This is a genomic window from Methylobacterium sp. 391_Methyba4 (assembly GCF_029691625.1).
In the GTDB taxonomy this organism is placed as follows: Bacteria; Pseudomonadota; Alphaproteobacteria; order Rhizobiales; family Beijerinckiaceae; genus Methylobacterium; species Methylobacterium fujisawaense.
On record NZ_CP121475.1, the window covers coordinates 4829872 to 4854443 of the forward strand.

A 24572-nucleotide genomic window follows, 5' to 3' on the forward strand; every position below is an offset into this window, starting at 1 on the left:
CTGACATGTCCGACGGGCCGCCCCCGGCGGAGGCGGGCCGCTTCGTCACCGGCTCGATCCTCCGGCACGTGGTGGTGATGGCCGCCACCGGATCGGTGGGGCTGATGGCGATCTTCGTCGTCGACCTCTTGTCGCTGCTCTACGTGTCGACGCTCGGCGACCCGAACCTCACCGCGGCGGTCGGCTTCGCCGGCATCGTGCAGTTCTTCGCCACGGCGGTGAATATCGGCCTGATGATCGCCGCCGGGGCCCTGGTCGGGAAGGCCATCGGCGCGCGCGACCGCGCGGCGGCGCGGCGCCTCGCGACCTCCGCGCTGGTCCTCGGCAGCCTCGTGGCCGCCCTCATCGCGGTGCTGATCGCGCTGCTCGCCGACCCGCTCCTGGCCCTGATCGGCGCGAAGGGCGAGGCGCTGCGGGTGGCGATCCTGTTCCTCCACATCACCCTTCCCTCGAACCTGCTGCTCGCCGCCGGCATGCTGTTCACCGGCCTGCTGCGCGCGGTGGGCGAAGCCAGGCAGGCGATGTCGGTCACCCTGGCCGGAGCGGTGGTCACCGCACTGCTCGATCCGCTGCTGATCTTCGGGGCCGGCCTCGGCGTCACCGGCGCGGCGATCACCGTCTGCGTCGCGCGCGCGACCTTCGTGGCGGTGGGCGTCCGCGGCGTCGCCCGGCACGGACTCCTCCGCCGGCCGCACCTGTCCGAGCTGCCGGCCGACGCCGCCGCCCTGGCCGGCGTCGCGGGACCGGCCGTGCTCACGAATCTCGCCCCCTCGGTGGCGAGCGCGTTCCTGGCACGGCTGTTCGCCGGCTACGGGGCCGATGCGGTCGCCGCCGCGTCGGTGATCGACCGCCTGACGCCGGTGGCCTTCGGCGGCCTGTTCGCCCTGTCGGGGGCGATCGGCCCGATCCTGGCGCAGAATTGGGGCGCGGGCCTCTTCGACCGGATGCGCGGCGTGCTGCGCGCGGCGGTCCGGGTGACGCTGGCCTATGTCGCCGTGGTCTGGCTCGTCCTGGCGCTGACCCGGGGATGGCTCGCCAGCCTGTTCGGCCTGCACGGGGTCGCGGCCGAGCTCTTCGGCTTCTTCTGCCTCGTCGGCGGCGCGATCTGGTTCTTCAATGGGCTGCTGTTCCTCGGCAACGCCGCCTTCAACAATCTCGGCTTCCCCCTGCGCTCGACGCTGCTGAACTGGGGGCGCGCGACCCTCGGCACTGTCCCCCCGGCGATGCTCGGGGCGGCGCTCTACGGCCCCCGCGGCGTGGTCGCCGGGATGGGCGTGGGATCCCTGGTCTTCGGCGCCCTCGGCATCCTGCTGGCCCGCCGCACGGTGGACCGCCTGGAAGGGAGCGGCCGGCGCGGGCGTGAGCCCGAGGCTGCGGCGGCGGTGCTGGAGAGGCCGGCGCCGCTGCCGCCGGGCCATGCCCATCCCGAGCCGTTGCACTGAGACGGCGGAGAAGGCGCAAGTTCCGCGGGGAAGAACTGGTATTTCCCCGCGTGACGGGTCACCATACCCTGTCTCGGCCTGTCCCGGCCGGGGCAGGATCGAGGCGTCATGTTCAACCCGCTCGAGATGTTCCAGGCCCAGGGCGAGGCCGGGCTTCAGGCCATGGCCCAGCAATTCGGCCTGACGACTGAGCAGACGGCCCGCGCCTTCGAGGCGCTGATGCCGGCCCTGACCCTGGGGCTCCAGCGCAGCGTCGGCGTGGACCCGACCGGCTTCGCCCGGATGTTCGGGCTGGAAGCCGCCAAGCCTGCGCCGCCGCAGGGCTTCGAGGCCCTCAGCCAGATGTTCGGCTCGGCGCAGCTGATGCAGGCCGTGCTGCGGCAGGCCTCGGCCACGAGCGGCGTCGGCGCGCAGGTGCTGCGCCAGATGCTGCCGATGATGGCGGGGGCCGTGGTGGCGAGCATCGTCCATGTCATGCTGAACCAGCCGCAGGCCGAGCCCGCGCAGGCGCGGTCGAGCCCGCCGCCGCCCGTTCCGTTCCCGTTCGGGCCGGCCTGGGCCGAGATGGCGAAGGCGATGATGCCCGCGGTCCAGCCGCCGGCGCCGCCGCCGAAGCCGGCCGCCAAGCCGACCGCGAAGCCGTCGCAGGGAACTGCAGGCGAAGCCGGCTCGGATGTGTTCCAGCAGATGATGCGCACCGGGGCCGAGGTTCAGGGCAACAACATCCGGGCGATGCAGGAGCTGTTCGAGACCTTCTGGCCTGCCTCCGGGGGCGCGACGCCCCAGTCCTCGGACGGCACCCCGGCACGTCCCGATCCGGCGCCCGCCGATCCCGCGGCGGGCAAGGGCCGGCGCGGTCGCCCGTCCGGCGGGACCGGTTGACGCAGGGACAGGGCCCGGGCGGACGTTGACCCCGCGGATCGAAGCGGCCACCTGTCGCCGAGGAGATCCGCCGATGAGCGACCATTTGACCGCCTGGGACGATCGCACGGAGAGCGTCGCCGGGAATGGCGTCGCCAAGCGCGCGATCCCGGGTGCGGGTGCCAGCCTCGTGCGCGTGGTGGTGCCGGCGGGCATCTCGGCGCCGGCCCACAGTCACGACCACGAGCAGTTCGTGCAGGTGCTCGCGGGCTCCGGGGTCCTGGAGACCGAGCAGGGTCGCAAGCCGTTCTCGGCCGGCAGCGTGTTCCACTTCCCGGCCGGGGCGTGGCACGCCGCCGAATTCGAGACCGAGACGGTCTTGATCGAGACGAACCTCGCGTCGCAGGTCTGACATAGGTCCGGCGGGCGGGGCTGGTTCAGCCGGGACTCCTCGGCCGGCTCAGGCTCGGCGCTGAGGAGGAAGACGGATCATTCCGGTCCGGGGCCGAGTTGCCGTTCCAGTTCCTCAGCCGCGGGCACCGTCTCGCGCGCGTACCGGACGGCCTGATCGGCGGTCAGCAAGCGACCGTCCTCGGGAAAGAAGGCGAGCCCCCCGACCGATGTCACGCAGGCGGTGATCGCCATCAGGGCGCCGATGGATTCCGCGATGGTGCCGAACCAGAACGCGTACACGCATGGCCAGGAGCCGGCGAAGTCGGTCTCCGGATAGGTTTCCTTCAATTCCGAGAACGGCACGATCGAGCACTCGAAGCCCGAGGCCCGGCCGCGCCGCACGGCCGGCAGATGCCCTACGAGGCCGGCGGAATCGTCGTTCCACGAAGCTGCAGATCGAAACCGAGCGCGTCCAGGCCGGCTTGCCAATCCGATACGCCGGCGAGTGGTCTCGGACCCAGGGCGTACGCTTCCATACTCATGCGAGCACGACTCCGCGTGTAACGGCGACAGAGATGCGGCTCGTGACGGAGATGCCGCGGAGCAGATGGATCTCGATGACCGGGACGCTGTCGTCGACACCTGCGCCGGCCCGCAGGGCACGGATGCGGCGCGGCGACAGACCCGTTTCGCCGGTCTTGATGTCCCAGATCGCCCGGACCGGCGCTGCGCTGGTCCGGCCATCCCGCAGAAGAACATGCGTGCGTCTGCTGCCGGACAGGCCGTGGCGGACGATGTCGCCGGCGACGAAGCTCTGCTCGACACCGTGCCTGCCGATCCCGGGGAGATCCAGCGCGCGCAGGCGGGCCGCCAGGCTGGCGTGGATCTGGAACCCGTAGAGGAACCCCTCTCCCGGCTCGGTGCTCGCGACGACGTCCTTCAGGACATCGAGGATCTCATCGGTCTTCGCATCGATCCGAGGATCACCCGTTCGATCCTTGCGAACGACGGTGAGCGACCCGCCCTCTCCGCACCACCGACCATCGCGGCCCCGTCGCCGATCCAGTCTGAATCCGGCTTTGATGCCCTGGCGTTCCAGAGCAACGAAGGCTCGGCTCAAGCGAAGCTCCGCGAGGGAATACGCCCAGATCACATCGGGATCATGATCTCGCATCGCGCCAGAACCGCCGTCTTTGTTCCTGTTTTATTCCATGATTATTTTCCTTCCATCACGCGATCGCAGGTTGCATTAGGAAAACACTTCGACCCCATCCGGACGAGCGGGCGCCTGGCCTGCGGCAAATTATTCTTGGCGCGCGAGCAAAATGCCTGCGCTTGGCCTGAGCCGTCGGCGCGTGTAGGAATCCCACCTTGAACGCCCGCCCGTGCACGCCGACGAAAGGCCGGGCATCGCCCCTACCAGAACAGAGGCAGACCATGAGCGCCGGTACCGCCGCCGACAAGCACTTCTCCAACAGCTTCTTCGCCGCCCCCCTCACGGAGACCGATCCCGAGATCGCCGAGGCGGTGGCCAAGGAGCTCGGCCGTCAGCAGCACGAGATCGAGCTGATCGCCTCGGAGAACATCGTCTCCCGCGCCGTGCTGGAGGCGCAGGGCTCGGTGCTGACCAACAAGTACGCGGAGGGCTATCCGGGCCGGCGCTACTACGGCGGCTGCCAGTTCGTGGACATCGCCGAGGATCTCGCCATCGAGCGCGCCAAGCGCCTGTTCGATTGCGGCTTCGCCAACGTGCAGCCGAACTCGGGCTCCCAGGCCAACCAGGGCGTGTTCCTGGCCCTGATGCAGCCCGGCGACACCTTCCTGGGCCTCGACCTCGCCGCGGGCGGCCACCTGACGCACGGCGCCCCGCCGAACGTCTCGGGCAAGTGGTTCAAGCCGGTCTCCTACACGGTGCGCCGCGAGGACCAGCGGATCGACATGGAGCAGGTCGCCCAGCTCGCGCAGGAGCATAAGCCGAAGGTGATCATCGCCGGCGGCTCGGGCTACCCGCGCCACTGGGACTTCGCCAAGTTCCGCGAGATCGCCGACTCGGTGGGCGCCTACTTCATGGTCGACATGGCCCATTTCGCGGGCCTCGTTGCGGCCGGCGTCCATCCGTCGCCGTTCCCGCACGCCCATGTCGCCACCACGACGACCCACAAGACGCTCCGCGGCCCGCGCGGCGGCATGATCCTGACGAACGACGAGGCGCTGGCCAAGAAGTTCAACTCGGCGATCTTCCCGGGCATCCAGGGCGGCCCGCTGATGCACGTCATCGCCGGCAAGGCCGTGGCCTTCGGCGAGGCACTGAAGCCCGAGTTCAAGATCTACGCCCGCCAGGTGGTGGAGAACGCCAAGGCGCTCGCCGACACGCTGATCTCGGGCGGCTACGACATCACCTCGGGCGGCACCGACAACCACCTGATGCTGGTCGACCTGCAGCGGAAGGGCCTCACCGGCAAGGCGGCGGAAGCCGCGCTGTCGCGGGCGCACATCACCTGCAACAAGAACGGCGTGCCCTTCGACACGCAGAAGCCGACCATCACCTCGGGCATCCGGCTCGGCACCCCCGCCGGCACGTCCCGCGGCTTCGGCGTCGCCGAGTTCAAGCAGATCGGCGGCTTCATCGTCGAGGTGCTGGACGGGCTCGCCGCCAAGGGTGAGGCGGGCGACAGCGCGGTCGAGGCCGATGTCAAGAGCCGCGTCCATGCCCTCACGGACCGGTTCCCGATCTACGGCTGAGGCGTGAGCGGGGCCGGTCTTTCGGGCCGCCCTTCGGTGGATTAGGAAACGGCCGCGGATCCGACCGGTCCGCGGCCGTTTCCATGCCCGAGTATCCCATCCATGCGGTGTCCCTATTGCGGCGGCTCCGAGACCCAGGTGAAGGACTCGCGGCCCTCCGAGGACGGGGCCGCGATCCGGCGGCGCCGGGTCTGCCCCGATTGCGCCGGCCGCTTCACCACCTTCGAACGGGTGCAGCTGCGCGAGGTCGTGGTGCTCAAGCGCTCGGGCAAGCGCGTGCCCTTCGACCGGGACAAGCTTCAACGTTCCATCGACGTGGCGCTCCGCAAGCGCGCCGTCGATCCGGAGCGGATCGAGCGGCTGGTCAGCGGCATCACCCGGCAGCTCGAGAGCGCCGGGGAGCCCGAGGTGACCTCCGAGGCGATCGGCGAACTGGTGATGGCGGGGCTCAAGGGTCTCGACGACGTCGCCTACGTGCGCTTCGCCTCCGTCTACAAGAACTTCCGCGAGGCGAAGGACTTCGAGGACCTGCTCGGCACGCTGAGCGACGGTAGCCCGGTGCCGGCGGCCGTGCCGGGGCCGGACGCCGAGCTGGAGCCCGAGGCACCGGGGCGGCGCCGCGCCGGCCGCCCATGAGTGACGATACCCACTTCATGCGCCTCGCCTTAGCGCTGGGCCGCCGCGGTCTCGGCACCACGTGGCCGAACCCGTCGGTCGGCGCCGTGGTGGTCGAGCCCGGGACCGGGCGCATCCTCGGGACGGCGGCGACGGCGCGGGGGGGACGCCCGCACGGGGAGCCCGTGGCGCTGGCCGCCGCGGGGGACGCCGCCCGCGGCGCGACCCTCTACGTGACCCTTGAGCCGTGCTCACATCACGGCCGCACGCCGCCCTGCACCGACGCCATCCTGGCCTCCGGGATCGCCCGGGTGGTCAGTGCCCTGGAGGATCCCGACCCGCGGGTGGCGGGGCGGGGCCACGATCTCCTGAGACAGGGCGGCGTCGCGGTCGAGACCGGGCTGATGCGGGATGCGGCGGCGCGCGACCATGTCGGCCACATCATCCGGGTGACACGCGGCCGCCCGGCCCTGCACCTCAAGCTCGCCCGCACCCGCGACGGCTTCTGCGCCGCCGCCGGTCCGGAGCGCCTGCGCATCACCGGCCCGGTGGCGGACGGGGTGGTCCATCTCTGGCGCGCCCATGCCGACGCGATCCTGATCGGCATCGGCACCGCCCGGGCGGACGACCCGTCGCTGACCGTCCGGCTGCCGGGCCTGGACGGGCGCTCGCCCCTGCGGGTCGTGCTCGACACGCATCTGCGGCTCTCGCCCGCCAGCGTCCTGGCGCGGACCGCCCGCGACACGCCGACCCTGGTGCTCACCACCCGCTCGGCCCCGGCCCATGCGCGGCGCGCCCTGGAGGCGCTCGGCGTCGAGGTCGCGCCCGTCCCGGCGGACGCGGCCGGCGGGATCGATCTCCCGGCGGCCCTGGCGCAGCTGGGCGAGCGCGGCCTGACCCGCCTGTGCAGCGAGGGCGGCCCCCGCCTTGCGGAGGCGCTCGCACGGGCCGATCTGATCGATACCTGCACGCTGGTCACCGGTCCGGTGGAACTGGGACCGGCGGGCGGTCTTCCGGCGCTGGGGCCCGCCCTGGCGGAGGCCCTGGCGGGCGACCGGTTCCGCGAGGCCGAGCGGCTCACGTTCGGACCCGACGAGGCCGTGACCTACGAGCGCAACAGGACGTAAGCGATGTTCACGGGGTTGGTCAGCGACGTCGGCACGGTCGTCTCGGTCTCGGGCGAAGGTGATCTGCGCCGGATCGCGATCCGCGCCTCCTACGACCCGGCGACGATCGCGCTCGGCGCCTCGATCGCCTGCGCGGGCCCCTGCCTCACGGCGGTATCGGTCGAGCCGGCCGAGGGCGGCTGCGTCTTCGCGGTGGACGCGGCCGCCGAGACCCTGGCGCGCACCACCGTAGGTTCCTGGGCGGCGGGCACGCGGATCAACCTCGAACGCTCCCTCAAGATCGGCGATGAACTCGGCGGCCACTTGGTCACGGGCCACGTCGACGGTCTCGCCGAGATCGTGGAGCGCGAGAGCGTCACGGCGGGCGCCTGGGGGCCGAGCGAGCGGTTCACGCTCCGGGCGCCGGCGGCCCTGGCGAAGTTCATCGCCGAGAAGGGTTCGGTCTGCCTCGACGGCACCTCGCTCACGGTGAATTCGGTCCAGGGCGACCTGTTCTCGGTGCTGCTGATCCCCCACACGCTCCAGGTCACCACCTGGGGTGAGCGGCGGCAGGGCGACCGCCTGAACCTGGAGGTCGACCTGATCGCTCGCTACGCCGCCCGGCTCGCGGAGGCGCGGGCCTGAGCGTCCTCAACGCGGCGGGATCGAGTAGGTGCCGGTGGCGTGGCAGACGAGATCCGGGCTGCCGACAGCGGTGATCGCCACCTCGCCGACGGCGAGCCGCCGCCCGAGCTTGAGCAGCCGGCATTCGGCTACGAGATCCCCCGTGGCGGGCTTGCGCAGGAAGTTGAAATTCAGGCTCGTGGTCACCGCGAGCGCCACCGGCCCGATATTGGCGAGGATTGCCGCGTAGAGGGCATAGTCGGCGAGCGCCATCATGGCCGGCCCCGACACCGTCGCGCCCGGGCGCAGGAAGCGCTCGTGGGCCTCCAGCCGCATCCGCGCCGAGAGCGGTCCCACGGCCTCGAGGTGGTAGGCCCGCCCGCCCGCCTGCATCTGCGGGAACTCGCGGTCGAGGAAGTCACGGGTCTCGGCGAGGGTCAGGATCGTGGCGGTCATGGGCCCTTGCAGCACGGGCGCTCCCGGGAGGCAATCCGAAGCCCGCCTCCCGTCTATCCCCCCGCATCCTGCGGTGTCCGGATGGAATCAACCGTCGCGCGGCTCCGATCAGAAGAAGATCGGCCGTGCGCTGGCGGTGATCTCGCCCAGCACCGTGCCGGTGGCCGGCTCGATCTCCTTGAGCACCACGTCGTAGCCCCAGAGGTCGGCGAGGTGCTGCAGGACCCGCTTGGCGTCGTCCTTCTGCAGGGTGATCTTGTTGATCGCCTTGTGGTGCAGGATCAGGCGCCGGTCGCCCTCGAGATCCACATCCACCACCTCGATGTCGGGATCGAGCCACGCGACGTCATACTGGCGCGCGAAGGCGCGGCGCAGCTTGCGGTAGCCGCGCTCGTCGTGGATCGCCTCGACCCGCAGCTCCGGCTCCTCCGGATCGTCCACGACGTGGAACAGGCGCAGGTCGCGCATCAGCTTGGGTGACAGGAACTGCTGGATGAAGCTCTCGTCGCGGTAATTCTCCCAGCAGTCGCGCAGGACCTCCATGGCGTCGCCGGTGCCGGCGATGTCGGGGAACCACGCCCGGTCCTCGTCGGTCGGCTGCTCGGCGATGCGGGCGATGTCCTGCATCATGGCGAAGCCGATCGCGTAGGGGTTGTGGCCGCCGTAGGAGCGGTCGTCGTAGTTCGGCTGCCGGATGACGTTGGTGTGCGATTGCAGGAATTCGAGGTAGGCGGCCTCGGTGATCTGCCCGGATTCCGACAGGGCGTTCATGATCCGGTAGTGGCAGTACGTGGCGCAGCCCTCGTTCATCACCTTGGTCTGGCGCTGCGGGTAGAAGTACTGGGCCACTAGGCGGACGATGCGCAGGATCTCGCGCTGCCAGGGGCGCAGGCGGGGTGCGACCTTCTCCAGGAAATAAAGAATGTTCTCCTGGGGCAGCTCCAGCAGCGCCTTGCGCCGCTCGGCGGCCATGTCGGAGCGGACGGCGCCGACCTTCTGCGGCAGGGTCCGCCAGAGATCGTTGTAGATCTGCTCCCCGTGCTCGATCCGCTCGCGCTCGCGCCGCTGCTCGGAGGCGAGGTCCGGCCGCTTCTTACGCGGATAGCGGTGGACCCCCTGGCTCATCAGCGCATGGGCGGCGTCGAGCACCTGCTCCACCGCCTGATGGCCGTAGCGCTCCTCGCAGCGGGCGATGAAGCCCTTGGCGAAGTCGAGATAGTCCAGGATGCCTTCGGCGTCGGTCCACTGCCGGAACAGATAGTTGTTCTTGAAGAAGTGGTTATGCCCGAAGGCGGCATGCGCGATGACGAGCGTCTGCATCGTCGCCGTATTCTCCTCCATGACGTAGGAGATGCACGGGTCGGAGTTGATGACGATCTCGTAGGCGAGGCCCATGAGGCCGCGGCGGTACCCGGACTCGTGCTGGGCGAAGTGCTTGCCGAAGGACCAGTGCTTGTAGAACAGCGGCATGCCGATCGACGCGTAGGCGTCGAGCATCTGCTCGGCCGTGATGATCTCGATCTGGTTCGGGTACCAGGACAGGCCCAGCTGCGGTCCGGCCACCGCCTCGCAGGCGTCGTGGATCCGTCGGATCGTGTCGAAATCCCAGTCGTTACCGGTGAACAGGGGTTTCTGGCCCCCGGAGATGGTCTGGGGCGTCCGTGCCTTGACGAGCGTCATGCGGCCTCCCGTTCGATTGCTTGGATCCGGCCAACTCCGCGTCTCGCCCTCCCCCGCAGAGGCGGGAGGGACGCGTCGCGCCACTCCGTGTCACGCCTCCGCCTCGGCGCGGCCTTCCTTGCGGCCGAACAGCTCGCGGAAGACCGGGTAGATCTCCCGGCGATGGTTGACCTTGCGCATGGCGATCGGACCGCCGGCCTTGGCGATCGCCTCGTAGGTCCGCCACAGGGTGGTGCGGTGCTCCACGAAGCCGGCGCGGGGGCCGTTCTCGTCCCCCACCTCGAGATAGGCGAAGTGCTGGCAGGCCGGGAGGATGTGCGACCGGAGGAGTTCCGTCGAGGTCGGCCCGTCGGAGGAGACGTTGTCGCCGTCCGAGGCCTGGGCGGCGTAGATGTTCCAGTCGTTCGGGTCGTAGCGCTCGGCGATGATGCGCTTCATCTCCACGAGCGCCGAGGAGACCAGGGTGCCGCCGGTCTCCCGGGAGCCGAAGAAGGTCTCCTCGTCCACCTCGGTCGCCCGGTCGGTATGGCGGATGAAGACGATCTCCACGTGCCGGTAGCGGCGCGTCAGGAAGATGTGCAGCAGGATGTAGAACCGCTTGGCGAGGTCCTTCATGTGCTCGGTCATCGAGCCCGACACATCCATCAGGCAGAACATCACCGCCTGGGCGATCGGCCGCGGATAGGGCTCGAACCGGCGGAAGCGCAGGTCGATCGGATCGACGTAAGGGATCCGCTTCGACCGCTCGCGCAGCCGGAACAGGGCCTGCTCCAGTTCCGAACGCTCTGGATCGCCCTCCGCCAGGGCCTGGATCTGCGCCTCCAGGGCCGCGACTTCCTCGGGCTTCGGCCGCTTGAGGGCGATCCGCCGGGACATCGAGTTGCGCAGGGTGCGGGTGAGCGCGAGATTCGCCGGCGAGCCGGTGACCGTGTAGCCCGCCCGGCGCAGCCCCTCGGTTTCCACCACGGCCAGCCGCCGCTTGGCGAGGTCCGGAAGCTCCAGATCCTCGAGGAAGAGCTCCAGAAACTCCTCGCGGGTGAGGACGAAGCGGAACGCGTCCTCGCTGTTCTCGCCGCCTTCCCCGCCTTCACCGGCACCACGGCCGCCGCCGCTGCCCGGGGGCCGCTCGATCGTGTCGCCCTCGACGTAGGTCTTGTTGCCGGGCAGGATGTGGTCCTGCAGGCCCGTGCCGGGCTGGCGCGAGAAGCGGGGCTCCCGGACGCCGTCCGCCGGCACGGTGACGCGGCCGTCCTTGCCGAGATCCTTGATGTCCTTCTCGCGGGCGGATTCCCGCACCGCGCGCTGGGCCACGTCCTTCACGCGCCGCAGGAAGCGCTGGCGGTTCGGGAGGCTCTTGCCGCCCGGGTTCAAACGTCGGTCGACGATATGCATCCGCTGCGAAAACCCTCGTCCGCGTGTTCCGGCCGGGTCCGGACCCTTGTCGTACCATGCTGTTACCGGAGGGATGGATCCCTCTTTTGCAGCAGGGCCGAGATCTTCACCGGCCGGTCGTCCGAAACTGTGGCGGCAAAGGGTCGGATCTCAGGGTCGAACCCTGTGCCGGCCGGATTGGACCCGGCCGGACACCCCGCGCCTCAGCCGGCCTGCTTCACCCGCATGTACCATTCCACCAGACGGCGAACCTGCCGCTCGGTGTAGCCGCGCGCGACCATGCGCTCGACGAATTCGCCGTGCTTCTTCTCGGTCTCGCCATCCTTCTTGGAACCGAAGGAGATCACCGGCAGCAGTTCCTCCACCTGGGAGAACATCCGCCGCTCGATCACCTCGCGCAGCTTCTCGTAGGAGGTCCAGCTCGGGTTGCGGCCGCCGTGCTGGGCGCGGGAGCGCAGGGCGAACTTGACCACCTCGTTGCGGAAGTCCTTCGGGTTGGCGATCCCGGCGGGCTTCTCGATCTTGGTGAGCTCCTGGTTCAGGAGCTCCCGGTTCATGAGCTGCCCGGTCTCGGCATCCTTGAAGTCCTGGTCCTCGATCCAGGCGTCGGCATAGTCGATATACCGGTCGAACAGGTTCTGCCCGTAATCGTGGTACGATTCGAGATAGGCCTTCTGGATCTCGTGCCCGATGAACTCCGCATAGCGCGGGGCCAGCTCGGTCTTGATGAATTCCAGGTACTTCTTCTCGGTCTCGGGCGGCAGCTGCTCGCGCTTGAGCGACTGCTCCAGCACGTACATCAGGTGTACCGGATCGGCCGAGACTTCGGTGGTGTCGTGGTTGAAGGTCGCGGCCAGGACCTTGAAGGCGAAGCGGGTGGAGATCCCGTCCATGCCCTCGTCGACGCCGGCCGTATCCTTGTATTCCTGCATCGAGCGGGCGCGGGGATCGACCTCGCGCAGGGACTCGCCGTCGTAGACCCGCATCTTCGAGAAGACGTTGGAATTGGCGTGCTCGCGCAAGCGGGACAGGACCGAGAAGCGCGCCAGCATCTCCAGCGTGCCGGGGGCGCAGGCGGCGTCCGAGAGTTCCGAGCTGGAGATCAGCTTCTCGTAGATCCGCTGCTCCTCGGTGACGCGCAGGCAGTACGGGACCTTGATCACGTAGATCCGGTCGATGAAGGCCTCGTTGTTCTTGTTGGTCTTGAAGGTCTGCCACTCGGCCTCGTTCGAGTGGGCCAGGATCACGCCGGTGAACGGGATCGCGCCGATATTCTCGGTGCCGACGTAGTTGCCCTCCTGCGTCGCCGTGAGCAGCGGGTGCAGCATCTTGATCGGCGCCTTGAACATCTCGACGAACTCGAGGATGCCCTGGTTCGCGCGGTTCAGGCCGCCCGAATACGAGTAGGCGTCGGGATCCGCCTGCGACAGGGTCTCCAGGCGCCGGATGTCGACCTTACCGACCAGCGAGGAGATGTCCTGGTTGTTCTCGTCCCCCGGCTCGGTCTTGGCGATGGCGATCTGGCGCAGCCGGGAAGGCCGGACCTTGATCACCTTGAAGCGCGAGATGTCGCCGTTGAACTCGTCGAGGCGCTTGAGCGCCCAGGGGCTCATCAGGCCGGTCAGCCGCCGGCGCGGGATGCCGTAACGGCGCTGGATCTCCTCGCCCATCGTCTCGGGATCGAACAGGCCCAGCGGGCTCTCGAAGACCGGCGAGACCTCGTCCCCCGCCTTGAGGACGTAGACGGGGTGAACCTCCATCAGGAGCTTCAGCCGCTCGGCCAGCGACGACTTACCGCCGCCCACCGGGCCCAGCAGGTAGAGGATCTGCTTGCGCTCCTCCAACCCCTGCGCGGCGTGGCGGAAGAACGAGACGATCCGCTCGATCGTCTCCTCCATGCCGTAGAACTCCCGGAAGGCCGGGTAGGTCCGGATCGTCCGGTTCATGAAGATCCGGCCGAGGCGCGAATCCTTGGCGGTGTCCACGAATTCGGGTTCGCCGATCGCCGCGAGGATGCGCTCTGCGGCCGAGGCGTACATCAGGGGCTCGTCGCGACAGGCCTCCAGGTACTCGGAGAGCGTCATCTCCGTGTCGCGGCGGGCCTCGTACCCTCGGGCGAAGCTCTGGAAAAGGTCGTTCGTCGCATGCATGGGCATTCGATAACCCTCTCAGACCGTGACAGCTTCATCCTGTCTCGGCTTGGATGCAACCGACAGGCCCGCTTTTGTCGCAGTGCGGCGAGCGTGGCGCCCGGCATGTCGATTGCTTGCAACACTCCCGAGCGCTGAAGGCCGCACAGATGAGACTCCGTGCGGCCCCCGAACGGCTGCACGAGCCGCTGAACTGGGCAGATACCGCCTAAGCGGGCCCAGGCTCACAAATCCGTGCCCTCTTTCTTGCCATCGTCTCCCGATTTGGCACCGGACGCCGCGACCGTAATCTTGACGGTCTGCGTCTGCACTTGACCGTCGGAGCTCTTGACCTCGAACGTCACTTCGTCGGTGCCGGTGAAGCCGGAGTTGGGCTGGTAGAACAGCGCCTGGACGGCCGCCTCCTTGTTGGGACAGCGATAGCTCGCCGGTGTCTTCAGCTTGCCGACCTTGGTGATCACCGAGCCGTTCTTGGGCGGCCCGGAGACCTTGAACTCGGGCATCGGCCCAGGAGAACAATCCTTCTTGAGGTTCGGCGCGATCTCGATGCGCACGGTCTTGCCGGGCGCCACGGTCTTGGTTCGGCTGGCGGGCGCCTGGGCCAGCGCCGGGCCGGCGAGGGCCATGCTCCCGACGAGCAGCGCGGCGAGCGGACGAAGGGCAATCATGGAAGCGTCTCTCCAGTGCCGAGCCGGGACCTGTCTCCGGACGCGCGTCCGGATGCCCCGTTCCTCGGTGGAGACCATGTGGGGACGCCGCGCACGGGCGTCGAGGGCCCGGACGGCCCCTTAATTCTGGAGCGCCGCCGCGACGATACCGGTGATGCGGGCGATCTGCGCGGCATCGAATTCGCCGGCCAGGGCGGCGGCGAGCCGCCCTTCGACCCGCGCGCGCTCCCCGGCATCGGCAAGCGGAGCGGGGGGAATCTCATCCTCGGCCAGACGGCAGACCCGGCGAATCGTCTCGGCGGCCGCGAGGAGTTTCTCCCGGTCGGTGGGACCCATCTCCCAGAGCGGATTGCGCAGGCGGCTGATCACGCGCTTGGCGTCGCGGTACTCGCGGTCGACGCCGGTAGCCGCCTCGATCTGGCTGACGAGGAACATCAGTTCCAGGACTTCGGACGCCGCCTCCGGGCATGTGCGGACGATCCGCATGATGCGGGCCATCAGTTCCTGGCTGGGCGTCAACTTGGGTTTGGGCGCGGCCATGCGGGCGACAACGCAGGTTGTCGCCGGAAAGTTCGCTGGCCGCGTGTCGGATCGCGCGGTCGTGCCGACACGGTCAGGCTGGGCCGGTCAGGCCTCCAGGTCGGGCATCTCGCGCAGGCCATCGAGCAGGGCGCGGCAGGCCCGCAATTCCTCCAGGGCTTCGGCCAGGGACGCCCGGTCGGAGGCTCCGAGAGTGCCGGACCGGGAGCCCGCCTCCGTCTCGACCTCCTGAATCAGGGGTTCGGCCGCCACGGCCTCGCCGCGGCCGACCGCCTGCACGAAGCGGACGCCGTTCTCCTTGAGGACCCGCTGCGCCCCCGCGATGGTGTAGCGCTGCACGTGCAGGAGATGCCGGATGCCCGCCACCAGCTCGACATCCTGGGGCCGATAATAGCGCCGTCCGCCCGCCCGCTTCACGGGACGGATCTGGCCAAAGCGGGTCTCCCAGAACCGCAGCACGTGCTGGGGCACGTCGAGTTCCTCGGCCACCTCGCTGATCGTCCGGAACGCGTGAGCGCTCTTCTCGCCGATCCCGGTCGGCGGTTCGTCGGTCTGTGCGGCGGCGAGGGCTGGCGGCATGGGTGTCTTGCGAATGGGCTCGGAACGCCCCGATCTTGACCGGTCGCAGGGTCGCACTCAAGCCTGAGAGGCCGAGGAATCCGGCGGCGTTTGGAGCGGGTGCCGCTTGTGCGGTGCGTCGTGTGCCGGGCTCCCGTTCACCGTCCGCGACCTTGCGGGCATCCGGGACAAGGGCGGGGGCAGGATGAACCGCAGCCCGTTCCGGGGCGCAGGCCCCGCAGGAGGCGGCCCCGCACGCGGACCCGCTCAATCGTCGTCGTGAACGCCCGTGCCATTCAGGCCGTTGATCTTGGCCTTGAGCACGTTGGACGGCTTGAACACCATCACCTGCCGCGGCTCGATCGCGACCTCGACCCCGGTCTTGGGGTTGCGGCCGACGCGCTTGCCCTTGCTGCGCACCACGAAGGAGCCGAACGAGGACAGCTTCACCGTCTCGCCGCTCGCCAGGCAGCTGCAGATCTCCGACAGCACGGTCTCGACGAGGGCGGCCGACTCGGTCCGCGACAGGCCCACCTGATGGTAGACGGCCTCGCTCAAGTCGGCGCGCGTCACCGTCTTGCCTGCCATGCCGTGTCCCCTCGCCCGCATCGTTCGCCCCATGACGCATGGTGCGGCACGCGCGGCCACACCAAACGCTGAAGGCGTATCCCTATGATCCGGCACGCTAATCGGCGCTCCGCCCCCGGTCAACCGCAGCGGGGCCGCGAATCGTTTCAGGCGCCCGCTCGAAGCCTCACCAGCGGATTAGCGCCGCACCCCAGCTGAACCCGCCGCCGATCGCCTCGATCATCACGAGGTCGCCCGCCTGGATGCGACCGTCCCGCCGCGCCACGTCGAGGGCCAGGGGAATCGAGGCCGCCGACGTGTTGCCGTGGCGGTCCACCGTCAGCACGATCTTCTCCCGGGCGATTCCGATCTTGTCAGCCGAGGCCTCGATGATCCGGCGATTGGCCTGATGCGGCACGAACCAGTCGAGCTCCTCCGCGGTGACGCCCGCCTGCGCGAAAGCCTCGACGATCACGTCGGTGACCTGCCCCACGGCGAACCGGAACACGTCGCGGCCCTCCATGCGCAGGTGGCCGGTGGTGCCGGTGGAACCCGGACCGCCGTCGACATAGAGCTTTTCCCGGTGGCGCCCGTCCGACCGCAGGCTCGCGCTGAGCACGCCGCGGTCCCCGGCCTCGTCCTGCGCCTCCAGCACGATGGCGCCGGCCCCGTCGCCGAACAGCACGCAGGTGGTGCGGTCCTTCCAGTCGACAATCCGCGAGAAGGTCTCGGCGCCGACCACCAGCGCGCGGCGGGCCGCGCCCGTGGTCAGGAACTTGTCGGCGGTCGAGACCGCGAAGACGAAGCCGGCGCAGACCGCCTGCAGGTCGAAGGCCGCGCCCTGATGGATGCCCAGCGCCGCCTGGATCTGGGTCGCGGTCGCCGGAAAGGTGTGGTCCGGCGTCGAGGTGGCGCAGATCACGAGGTCGATGTCGTCGGCGGTCAGGCCGGCATCCTCCAGGGCGGCCCGGGCCGCGCGCGCGCCGAGGACCGAGGTGGTCTCGTCGGCGGCCGCGATGTGCCGCTGGCGGATCCCGGTCCGCTGGACGATCCACGCGTCGGAGGTGTCCATCTGCTCGGCCAGATCGGCATTCGTCACCACCCGTGCGGGCAGGCTCGATCCGGTCCCCACCACCACCGAGCGCAGAGGGGGCGCGCGCCGGTGCGGCTCGGGGTCAGTGCGGAGGGTTGCCATCATTGTCCTTCCCGGACGACGCCAGATTCACAATTTCCAGTTGTGAAGCCGCAGCCGTCCGATTTCCATCCCATCCGTCGACGGGGCTCAGTCCGGCACCGGCGTCACGCCGGCGCCAGCGCCGCGGTCTGGTCGAGCATCTCGCGGATCGTGCGGATCATGTCATGGCGCGCCATGTCGTGCGCCAGATCGATCGCCGCGGCGAAGCCCTGCGCATTCTCCGAACCGTGGCTCTTGATGACGATGCCTTCGAGGCCGAGGAACACCCCGCCATTGGCCCGGCTCGGGTTCATCTTGTCCTTGAGGGCCTTGAAGGCCTGCCGGGCGAACAGGGCGCCGATCTTGGCGGCCAGCGTCCGGGTCATGGCGGCGCGGAGATACGTGCCGATCTGCTTGGCGGTGCCCTCGGCGGTCTTGAGGGCGATGTTGCCGGTGAACCCCTCGGTCACCACCACGTCGACGGTGCCGCGCCCGAGATCGGTGCCTTCGACGAAGCCGTGATAGGTCAGCCCCGGGCTCTCCATCTCGCGCAGGATCCGGGCGGCCTCCTTGACCGCCTCGTTGCCCTTCATCTCCTCGGTGCCGACATTGAGCAGGCCGACGGTGGGCCGGTCGAGGTCGAACACGATCCGGGCCATGGCGGAGCCCATCACGGCCATCTCGACGAGGTGCTCGGCATCCGTGCCGATGGTGGCGCCGACGTCGAGCACGACGCTCTCGCCGCGCACGGTCGGCCACAGGCAGGCGATGGCCGGACGCTCGATGCCCGACATGGTCTTCAGGCAGATCTTCGACATCGCCATCAGGGCGCCGGTGTTGCCGGCCGACACGCAGGCATCGGCCTGCCCGTCGCGCACCGCCTGGATCGCCTGCCACATGGACGATTTGCCCCGGCCCTGGCGCACCGCCTGGCTGGGCTTGTCGTCCATGGCCACGGCCACGCTGGTGTGGCGGATCTCGACGCAATCCTTGAGCCGGGGCTCCTTGGCGACCAGCGGCGCGATCACGGCCTCGTCGCCGAACATCAGGAAGGTGGTGCCGGGATGACGCTCCCGGGCCAGGGCCGCGCCGGGCACGACCGTGGTGGGCCCGTGGTCGCCACCCATGGCGTCGAGCGAGATGCACACGCGTTGGGACATGTCGGTAGCGGGTCGCGGGTCTCGGCGGGAAAGGGTTCAGACGTCGGCGGGACGGGGCCCGCCGGGCGCGGCGGACCATAGCGATACCGGCCCGGCGGGCAAATGAAATCGGGCGGCGCGGGCTTCCGGGCGGTCGCCGACGGCCTCAGGCTCCGCCGTCGCGGAGCTTGCGCAGGCCGTCGAGGGGCCCCGCATCGTCGCCCGCCACCACCGGCTCGAAGGTGATGCCGGGCTTGCGCGGATAGGGATCGAGGCCGAGCGCCAGGAACTCGGCGGTGAGCGCACCGAAATCGATGCGGCCGCCGACCAGCGGGTCGGGGATGTCGGCTTCCTCGGCCTCGGTGCCGGCGAGCCGGTCGGTATCGGTGAACACCACCTCGACCGGTTCATGGACCGGCGCCTCGAAGGGTTCGAGGCTCACGGTGCAGACCTGCGTCACCAGGGCTTCCACCGCGCCGGTCACGGTGAGACGGCTGGTCGGCCCCTCGATGGCGAAGCGCCCGACCAGATCGCGGATCCCGGGGATGCCGAAATCGGCGGCGAGCGCCGCGCATTCGGCCGGGCTCGCCTCCACGGTGACGGCGCCGCGCCCCTGGGGCAGGCGCTCGACATTGACCCAGCGCGCGAGGGGAAAGCCCTCCTGGCCGGCGTGGCGGGTCATGAATTTCCTCCATCTCCAGCGTGGACCGATGCCGGCGCGAAGCCGTCCGGCTCCGGGAAGGGCGGCCCGGCCCCGAGCAGCCCGTCCAGATCGGCGCCGGCGAGGGCGGCGTCGGCGGACTGCACGTAGGCGGCAAGACCGCGCCCGTCACCCTCGCCGCCCAGCACGTTGCGGACGAGAACGGCGCGCAGCGCCGCCGCGTCGCCGGCCTCCAGGGCGGCATCGTAGCCCTCGGCCCGGCCGTAAAAGGCGGCGCCGAGCTTCTTCATCCGCTTGGACACGCCCATGTCGCCGACACCGAGTTCGCGCAGCGAGGCGTCGAGCTGGGTGAAGACGGAATTCACGAGATCCTGGGCCACCTCGGACGCCGGCGCCGGCAACCGGTTCAGCCGGCGCAGGACCAGGATCGCGTGCAGGCAAAGGGCCTCGAACCGGCCCTCCACGGTATCGGGCACGCCGAGGCGCGTGTAGAGGCCCGGCCGGCGCGCGGCCATGCTCAAGGCCACGTGCAGCCCCTCGACGGCGCGGCGCCGCGCGCTCGCGCGCCGGAACAACCCGGCGATCATCGGTGCCGAACCCCGGCCATCTGTGGCCAAGCTTGCCTTGTCAAAGCCATAACCCCGCGGTACGGCAACCCACGCCCAGGGCGCAAGCGCCGTCGGAGCCCCGTGTCGGCGACGACGGTTGCGCCCCGTCCGTCAACACGCTCTCTGGGGGCCCGATGCGGCGCCGTCTCGTCCAGTCCTTCGCGCGCCTCGCCCTGCTCGGCCTTGCGGGAACCGGCCTGTCCGGCTGCATCGGCGAGGAGCTGCGTCACGGCTATCAGGTCGACCAAGCGGCACTCGCCACGATCAAGCCCGGCATGAGCCCCGAGCAGGTCCTGCAGATCCTCGGCACGCCGTCGACGGTGTCCACCGTGGGCAACAAGTCCTGGTACTACATCTCGCAGAACACCCGCCGGACGATCATGTTCCTGGGTGAGCAGGTCGAGGACCAGAAGGTGACGGCGGTCTATTTCTCGCCCGCCTTCAAGGTCGAGCGGGTGGCGCTCTACGGCCTCCAGGACGGTCGGATCTTCGACTTCATCGAGCGCACGACGCCGACGAGCGGCGCCGACCGCGCCTTCCTCAGCCAGCTATTCCGCGGCCTGACCCGCTACGAGCCGTTCGGCAGCGGCAGCGGCACCAGCGTCGTGCCGGGCGCCAATCGCGGCATGTGATCGGCCTCGCCCGCCACGAGGCGGGCGATCTCCGCCGGCTCCGAGAACAGGTGCTCGGGGCCGAGGGCCGCGAGAGCCCGGGAATCGGTATAGCCCCAGGCCACGGCGCCGAAGGGACAGCCCAGGGCGCGCGCCGCCTCGAGGTCGCGGATCTCGTCGCCGATGCAGAGAGCCCGGTCGGGCGCCACGCCGGTCCGTGCGAGCAGCGTCCGCAGCCGACGCGCCTTCCCGAAGACCGAGGCCCCGCAGGCATAGGTGCCGATGCGGTCGGCATTGTCCGGTCCGAGCACCCGCCGCACCGTGTCGGCGCGGTTCGACGACAGGATCGCCAGCGGCACGCCCGCCTCCGCGACCGCGGCCAGCATCGCCGGAACGCCGGGAAACAGGGCGATCTGGCCGGCGTCGCGCGCGGCCAGCCTGTGCATGTGGCGGGCGATGAGCGGCAGCTTCCAGCGCGGGATGCCGAGATGGGCCACGATCGCCCGGGCGCCCAGGAGCCGCAGACCCTCGACCTCGTGGGCCTCGACCCGGCGGAAGCGGTAGCGGTCGGCGACCCCGTTCAGAACCGAACAGAACCACGGGAAGCTGTCGGCCAGGGTGCCGTCGAAATCGAGGACGACGAGACGCGGCCGTGGAGCGGCCGGCGGCCGGGTCATGTCAGGTCCGCAGGTTCTCGAGCGGGACACAGAGCCGCATCAGGAGACCGCCCGGCGCCCAGTCGTGCTCCAGCACGCCGTCGAGCTGGCCGGCGACGCTGCGCTCGGCCAGAACGGTGCCGAACCCCTTCCGGAGCGGCGCGCCGGCAACCTGGGGGCCGCCCTCCTCGTGCCATGTCAGCGTATAGCGGCCTGCCTCCCGGGCCCCGCTCAGCGAGACGCCGCCCTCCCGCGTCGAGAGCCCTCCGTACTTGACCGCGTTGGTCGCCTGCTCGTGCATGATCAGGGCGAGGGCGGTGGCGGTGCGCTCGCCGATCTCGGCATCGTCCCCGGTGATCACCACGCGCGCGCGTCCGTTCTCCTCGTAGGCGGCCATGATCAGGCGCATCAGCCCAAGCACCGTCTGGCCGGCCACCGGCGGGGCGCTGTCGGGGGAATGGGGGCGAACATATTCGTGGGCCCGGGCCAGGGCGCCCAGTCGCTCGCGGAACGCCGCCACGAACGGCTTGGCCGCAGGATCGCTCCGGGCGGTCAGCGCGGCGAGGCCGCCGACCACCGCGAAGATGTTCTTGATCCGGTGCGACAGCTCGCGGATCAGAAGGTCCCGCGCCTCCTCGGCGCGCTTCGCCTCGCGCAGGTCGCGGGTGACGGTGGCGTATCCCACCTCCGTCCCCATCGGATCGCGCACCGGGAAGATGTTGTAGAGCACCGCCAACGGCTCGCCGGTGACGAAGTGCCGGAAGGCCAGCTCGCCCTCCCAGAATCCGTCCCGGCGCACCGCCGGCATGACGGTCTCGGCCAGGATCCGGCGGCTGTCGTCGGTGAAGAAGTCGGACACCGTGCACGCCCGGGCGGCGGCGAGGTCGGGCAGGCCGACCAGGGCCAGGGCGGCCTCGTTGAGATGGGTGATCTCGCCCTCGAGGGTGCAGAGCCCGATGAAGTCCTTGGAGGTCTCGACGATCACGGCGAGCTTGCGGGCTTCGGCCTCGGCACGCTTCAGGTCGTCGATATCGGTACAGGTCCCGAACCAGCGCTCGATCCGCCCCTCGGCGTCCCGGATCGGCATGGCGCGCCCGAGCGTCCAGCGGTAATCGCCGTTGTGGTGGCGCAGGCGGTACTCGATCTCGTAGGGCTCGCCCGTCCTGAGGCAGTGGCGCCACCGCGCCCAGGCCCGCTCTTGGTCCTCGGGGTGGAACACCCCGTTCCAGCCCTCGCCGTCGGTGGAGCCGTAGGGCACGCCGGTGAACTCGTACCAGCGGTCGTTGTAATAATCGTGGAACCCGTCCGGCCGGGTGGTCCAGACCATCTGGGGCATGGCGGAGGTCATCACGCGGAAGCGGCGTTCGCTCGCGGCGATCTCCGCCTCGCGGGCGGCGACCCGCGCCAGCGTCCGGCGATGCTCCAGCAGGCTCGAGATCTGACGTGCCAACGCCAGCAGGGTCGCGGTCTGCTCGGAATCGAGGCCGTCCGGCCGCGGGGCCCGGTCCAGGACGCACAGGGCACCGATCGGAATGCCATGATTGCCGCGGATCACCGCGCCCGCATAGAAGCGGAAGGCCGGCGCCCCGGTCACGAGGGGGTTCTCAGTGGTCCGCGGGTCGGTGGTCAGATCCGGGATGACGAGAAGATCGCCCGCCTCGATCGTATGGGCACAGACCGAACAGTTGATCGGCAACTCGCGCTTGCCGAGGCCCACCTCCGACTTGAACCACTGCCGCTCGGCATCCACCAGGCTGACGAGGGCGACCGGCGCGCGGCAGACATAGGCTGCGACCCGCACGAGATCGTCGTAGAGCGGCTCCGGCTCCGAATCGAGGATCGCGAGATCACGAAGTTCCGCGATCCGATCCGCGGCGCTCCAGCGTCCATCGGTCGGTCCGGCTTCCGCGAGCGCGTGAGGTGCAGGCACATCCATGGTCCTGCCCTCACATAGGCGCGCAGCGGCCCCCTGCCTAGGGACCGCCGCGCTTTCCTGCCGTGCCCGCCGGGGCCCGGCAGACGATGCTGGCCGGGGCGCGTCAGGCGGCGCGGGACTTCGTCAGGGTCGGGTAGTCGATGTAGCCCTCGGGCCCCTGGCTGTACCACGTCGCGGCGTCGTCCTTGTTGAGCGGCGCCTTCTGGGCGATCCGCTCGACGAGGTCCGGATTGGCGATGAAGGTCCGGCCGAACGCGATGGCGTCGGCCTCGCCGGCATCAAGAACCTTCTGGCCGCTGATGCCGTCGTAATCGGCGTTCAGGATCATGGGGTTGCGGAACACGCGCCGCATCGCCGGGGCGATCGGCGGGTGGTCGGCCTTGCCGAAGGTGCCGTTCGGCCCCGGCTCGCGCATCTCCAGGAAAGCGATCCCGACATCGGCGAGCGCCTGGGCGGCGGCCACGAACAGCGGCTCCGGATCGGAATCGTTGCAGCCCTGGATCGCGCCGTTGGGCGAGAGCCGCACGCCGGTGCGCTCCGGCCCGGCCACCTTCGCCACCGCCTCGGTCACCTCGCGCAGCAGCCGCACGCGGTTCTCGATGGAGCCGCCGTACTGGTCGGTGCGGTGGTTGGTGCCGTCACGGAGGAATTCGTCGATCAGGTAGCCGTTCGCGGCGTGGATCTGCACGCCGTCGAAGCCGGCCGCCAGGGCATTGGCGGTGGCCCGCTCGTAATCGGCGAGCAGGCGCGGCACTTCCGAGACCTCCAGCGGGCGCGCCTCGGCATAGGGCTTCTTGCCGGAATACGTGTGCGCTTGGTCGGGCGCCGTCGTGGCAGAGGCCGAGACCGGCTTCTCGCCGCCCAGGAAGTCCGGGTGGACCAGCCGCCCCATGTGCCAGATCTGGCAGACGATCTTGCCGCCCTTGTCGTGCACGGCCTTCACGATCGGCCGCCACGCGTCGACCTGGGCGTCGGACCAGATCCCCGGCGCGAAGGGCCAGCCGAGACCCTCCTGGCTGATGCCGGTGGCCTCGGTGAGGATCAGGCCGGCGCCGGCGCGCTGGGCGTAATACTCGGCCATGATCGGGGTCGGCACGTGCTCGCGGGTGCCGCGGCCGCGCGTCAGGGGCGCCATGAAGATCCGGTTCTTCGCCTCGATGGCGCCGATACGGATCGGGTCGAGCAGGGACGGCATGAGGTACCTCGTTGTGGTGCGGCGCAGGCCGCGTCCGGTTTTATTCCCGCGCCGAGGTGGCGCTGCGCCGCCGCGATGCCAAGGTGCAGCGCAGCAGGGCTGACAGGCGCGTGCGGGGGCGCACACGGTGAATGGTGAACAGCCGGGCTCGCTCGGAACCCGGCCCTGTCGACTGATCCGCACCGTGCGGTCCGCGGTCACCGTTCGGGCCGGTCGACGAGAAGGCGCTCACCGATGCCGCCGTCGGTCGCCGGGTCGGCGCCGATGCGCCCGTGTCGTCGCCGCGACCCGGATATCCGGAGTCGACGCCGGCCATGCAGCTTCGGGTCGGCCGGTCCGGTCTGGGTGTCGGTCTCCATGCCGGGCCGCGCGGCCGATGCCGGAGAGGCAGGATCCGGCTCGGCCGATCGCCCCGACGTCCGGTCAGGCTGCGAGTTCGCGCATCGCCGCGGCGACCTCGTCGCGGCGGTAGGGCTTCTCGAAGAAGCGCCCGCGCTCTGGCAGATCCCCGGGTTCGGGCTGAATCTTCCCCGAGGTCATGATGATCTCGACCGGCGGCCAACGGTCTCGGATCGCATGGGCGAGGTCCAGACCCGCCATGCCGATGCCGAGGTCGATGTCGGAGAAGACGAGGACGATGTCGGGCCGCGCCTCCATAAGGCGCACCGCTTCCTCGGCGTCGAACGCTTCCAGGGCCTCGAACCCCGCCTCCTCGACGAGGTCGACAGCCATGAGGCGCATGACCGGCTCATCCTCGATGACGAGGATGGCATTCCGCCTCGCAGTCCCTGCAGCCAC

The 24572-nt window shown here is 70.0% G+C and carries 27 protein-coding genes; 8 read left to right on the top strand and 19 right to left on the bottom strand.

Features of this window, described 5'->3' with window-relative positions; genetic code table 11:
- Positions 1-5: 5 nt before the first annotated feature.
- The 3 genes from P9K36_RS22680 (at position 6) to P9K36_RS22690 (ending at position 2715) form a co-directional block, all read left to right on the top strand.
- On the top strand, positions 6-1442 hold the full coding sequence (locus P9K36_RS22680; RefSeq protein ID WP_278306035.1) for an MATE family efflux transporter: 1437 nt from the start codon (positions 6-8) through the stop codon (positions 1440-1442).
- A gap of 108 nt (positions 1443-1550) precedes the next feature.
- Positions 1551-2324 (top strand): DUF937 domain-containing protein, encoded by a 774-nt coding sequence (locus P9K36_RS22685; RefSeq protein ID WP_043356569.1) that lies wholly within the window; start codon positions 1551-1553, stop codon positions 2322-2324.
- Between the two features lie 73 nt (positions 2325-2397).
- On the top strand, positions 2398-2715 hold the full coding sequence (locus P9K36_RS22690; RefSeq protein ID WP_043386424.1) for a cupin domain-containing protein: 318 nt from the start codon (positions 2398-2400) through the stop codon (positions 2713-2715).
- Positions 2716-2792: 77 nt separating this feature from the next.
- Here the strand turns inward: P9K36_RS22690 and P9K36_RS22695 are convergent, their stop codons facing one another.
- Together P9K36_RS22695 and P9K36_RS22700 are read right to left on the bottom strand one after the other, a co-directional pair.
- The gene (locus P9K36_RS22695) at positions 2793-3098 is read right to left on the bottom strand and encodes a hypothetical protein (protein WP_278306036.1); all 306 of its coding nucleotides are present in this window, start codon (positions 3096-3098) and stop codon (positions 2793-2795) included.
- Positions 3099-3234: 136 nt separating this feature from the next.
- Complete coding sequence (locus P9K36_RS22700) at positions 3235-3816, bottom strand: hypothetical protein (RefSeq protein ID WP_278306037.1); 582 nt, start codon at positions 3814-3816, stop codon at positions 3235-3237.
- 317 nt (positions 3817-4133) lie between these two features.
- Between P9K36_RS22700 and glyA the strand changes: the two genes are divergently transcribed.
- From glyA to P9K36_RS22720, 4 genes are all read left to right on the top strand, one after another.
- Entirely contained in the window at positions 4134-5438 is a 1305-nt protein-coding gene (gene glyA / locus P9K36_RS22705; RefSeq protein WP_043386430.1) for a serine hydroxymethyltransferase, read from the top strand.
- Positions 5439-5540: 102 nt separating this feature from the next.
- The gene (gene nrdR, locus P9K36_RS22710; RefSeq protein ID WP_043386431.1) at positions 5541-6074 is read left to right on the top strand and encodes a transcriptional regulator NrdR; all 534 of its coding nucleotides are present in this window, start codon (positions 5541-5543) and stop codon (positions 6072-6074) included.
- A complete protein-coding gene (ribD, locus tag P9K36_RS22715; protein WP_053609107.1) occupies positions 6071-7180 on the top strand; it encodes a bifunctional diaminohydroxyphosphoribosylaminopyrimidine deaminase/5-amino-6-(5-phosphoribosylamino)uracil reductase RibD in 1110 nt (369 codons plus the stop codon). Before nrdR ends, ribD begins: the two co-directional genes overlap by 4 nt.
- A 3-nt stretch (positions 7181-7183) precedes the next feature.
- Entirely contained in the window at positions 7184-7804 is a 621-nt protein-coding gene (locus tag P9K36_RS22720) for a riboflavin synthase (RefSeq protein WP_043351065.1), read from the top strand.
- 6 nt (positions 7805-7810) lie between these two features.
- On the opposite strand, the gene P9K36_RS22725 is transcribed toward P9K36_RS22720, so the two are convergent.
- The 12 genes from P9K36_RS22725 to P9K36_RS22780 form a co-directional block, all read right to left on the bottom strand.
- Positions 7811-8239: a PaaI family thioesterase gene (locus tag P9K36_RS22725; protein ID WP_043386434.1), complete on the bottom strand. Its 429-nt coding sequence runs from the start codon at positions 8237-8239 to the stop codon at positions 7811-7813.
- Positions 8240-8347: 108 nt separating this feature from the next.
- The gene (locus P9K36_RS22730; RefSeq protein WP_278306038.1) at positions 8348-9919 is read right to left on the bottom strand and encodes a SpoVR family protein; all 1572 of its coding nucleotides are present in this window, start codon (positions 9917-9919) and stop codon (positions 8348-8350) included.
- Between the two features lie 90 nt (positions 9920-10009).
- Positions 10010-11311, bottom strand: coding sequence for a YeaH/YhbH family protein (locus tag P9K36_RS22735; protein WP_043386438.1), 1302 nt, complete (start codon positions 11309-11311; stop codon positions 10010-10012).
- A gap of 203 nt (positions 11312-11514) precedes the next feature.
- A complete protein-coding gene (locus P9K36_RS22740) occupies positions 11515-13467 on the bottom strand; it encodes a PrkA family serine protein kinase (RefSeq protein WP_043348452.1) in 1953 nt (650 codons plus the stop codon).
- A gap of 218 nt (positions 13468-13685) precedes the next feature.
- Entirely contained in the window at positions 13686-14129 is a 444-nt protein-coding gene (locus P9K36_RS22745) for a hypothetical protein (protein ID WP_043348449.1), read from the bottom strand.
- Between the two features lie 120 nt (positions 14130-14249).
- Positions 14250-14669 carry a hypothetical protein gene (locus P9K36_RS22750; RefSeq protein WP_043759233.1) on the bottom strand — a complete coding sequence of 140 codons (420 nt, stop codon included), beginning with the start codon at positions 14667-14669 and terminating at the stop codon, positions 14250-14252.
- Between the two features lie 87 nt (positions 14670-14756).
- Positions 14757-15248: a MerR family transcriptional regulator gene (locus P9K36_RS22755; RefSeq protein ID WP_075380887.1), complete on the bottom strand. Its 492-nt coding sequence runs from the start codon at positions 15246-15248 to the stop codon at positions 14757-14759.
- 246 nt (positions 15249-15494) lie between these two features.
- Complete coding sequence (locus tag P9K36_RS22760; RefSeq protein ID WP_043348440.1) at positions 15495-15815, bottom strand: integration host factor subunit alpha; 321 nt, start codon at positions 15813-15815, stop codon at positions 15495-15497.
- Between the two features lie 166 nt (positions 15816-15981).
- Positions 15982-16989, bottom strand: coding sequence for a beta-ketoacyl-ACP synthase III (locus P9K36_RS22765; RefSeq protein WP_075381998.1), 1008 nt, complete (start codon positions 16987-16989; stop codon positions 15982-15984).
- 104 nt (positions 16990-17093) lie between these two features.
- Positions 17094-18128 carry a phosphate acyltransferase PlsX gene (gene plsX / locus P9K36_RS22770; protein WP_043348438.1) on the bottom strand — a complete coding sequence of 345 codons (1035 nt, stop codon included), beginning with the start codon at positions 18126-18128 and terminating at the stop codon, positions 17094-17096.
- Positions 18129-18273: 145 nt separating this feature from the next.
- On the bottom strand, positions 18274-18789 hold the full coding sequence (locus P9K36_RS22775) for a DUF177 domain-containing protein (RefSeq protein WP_043386443.1): 516 nt from the start codon (positions 18787-18789) through the stop codon (positions 18274-18276).
- Positions 18786-19355 (bottom strand): ubiquinol-cytochrome C chaperone family protein, encoded by a 570-nt coding sequence (locus tag P9K36_RS22780; protein WP_043348434.1) that lies wholly within the window; start codon positions 19353-19355, stop codon positions 18786-18788. The genes P9K36_RS22775 and P9K36_RS22780 overlap by 4 nt, the downstream gene beginning before the upstream one ends.
- A 155-nt stretch (positions 19356-19510) precedes the next feature.
- Here P9K36_RS22780 and bamE point away from each other — a divergent pair, with 155 nt between their 5' ends.
- Positions 19511-20008, top strand: a complete 498-nt coding sequence (gene bamE, locus P9K36_RS22785; RefSeq protein ID WP_043348419.1) for an outer membrane protein assembly factor BamE — start codon at positions 19511-19513, stop codon at positions 20006-20008.
- Here bamE and P9K36_RS22790 read toward each other — a convergent pair.
- The 5 genes from P9K36_RS22790 to P9K36_RS22810 form a co-directional block, all read right to left on the bottom strand.
- Complete coding sequence (locus P9K36_RS22790) at positions 19945-20664, bottom strand: HAD hydrolase-like protein (RefSeq protein ID WP_043759239.1); 720 nt, start codon at positions 20662-20664, stop codon at positions 19945-19947. The two genes, bamE and P9K36_RS22790, sit on opposite strands and share 64 nt — an antisense overlap.
- Before the next feature lies 1 nt (position 20665).
- Positions 20666-22579, bottom strand: coding sequence for a PAS domain S-box protein (locus P9K36_RS22795; RefSeq protein WP_278306039.1), 1914 nt, complete (start codon positions 22577-22579; stop codon positions 20666-20668).
- 103 nt (positions 22580-22682) lie between these two features.
- Positions 22683-23774: an alkene reductase gene (locus P9K36_RS22800; RefSeq protein WP_278306040.1), complete on the bottom strand. Its 1092-nt coding sequence runs from the start codon at positions 23772-23774 to the stop codon at positions 22683-22685.
- Positions 23775-23971: 197 nt separating this feature from the next.
- A complete protein-coding gene (locus P9K36_RS22805; protein WP_278306041.1) occupies positions 23972-24133 on the bottom strand; it encodes a hypothetical protein in 162 nt (53 codons plus the stop codon).
- 64 nt (positions 24134-24197) lie between these two features.
- Positions 24198-24572, bottom strand: coding sequence for a response regulator (locus P9K36_RS22810; RefSeq protein ID WP_043348410.1), 375 nt, complete (start codon positions 24570-24572; stop codon positions 24198-24200).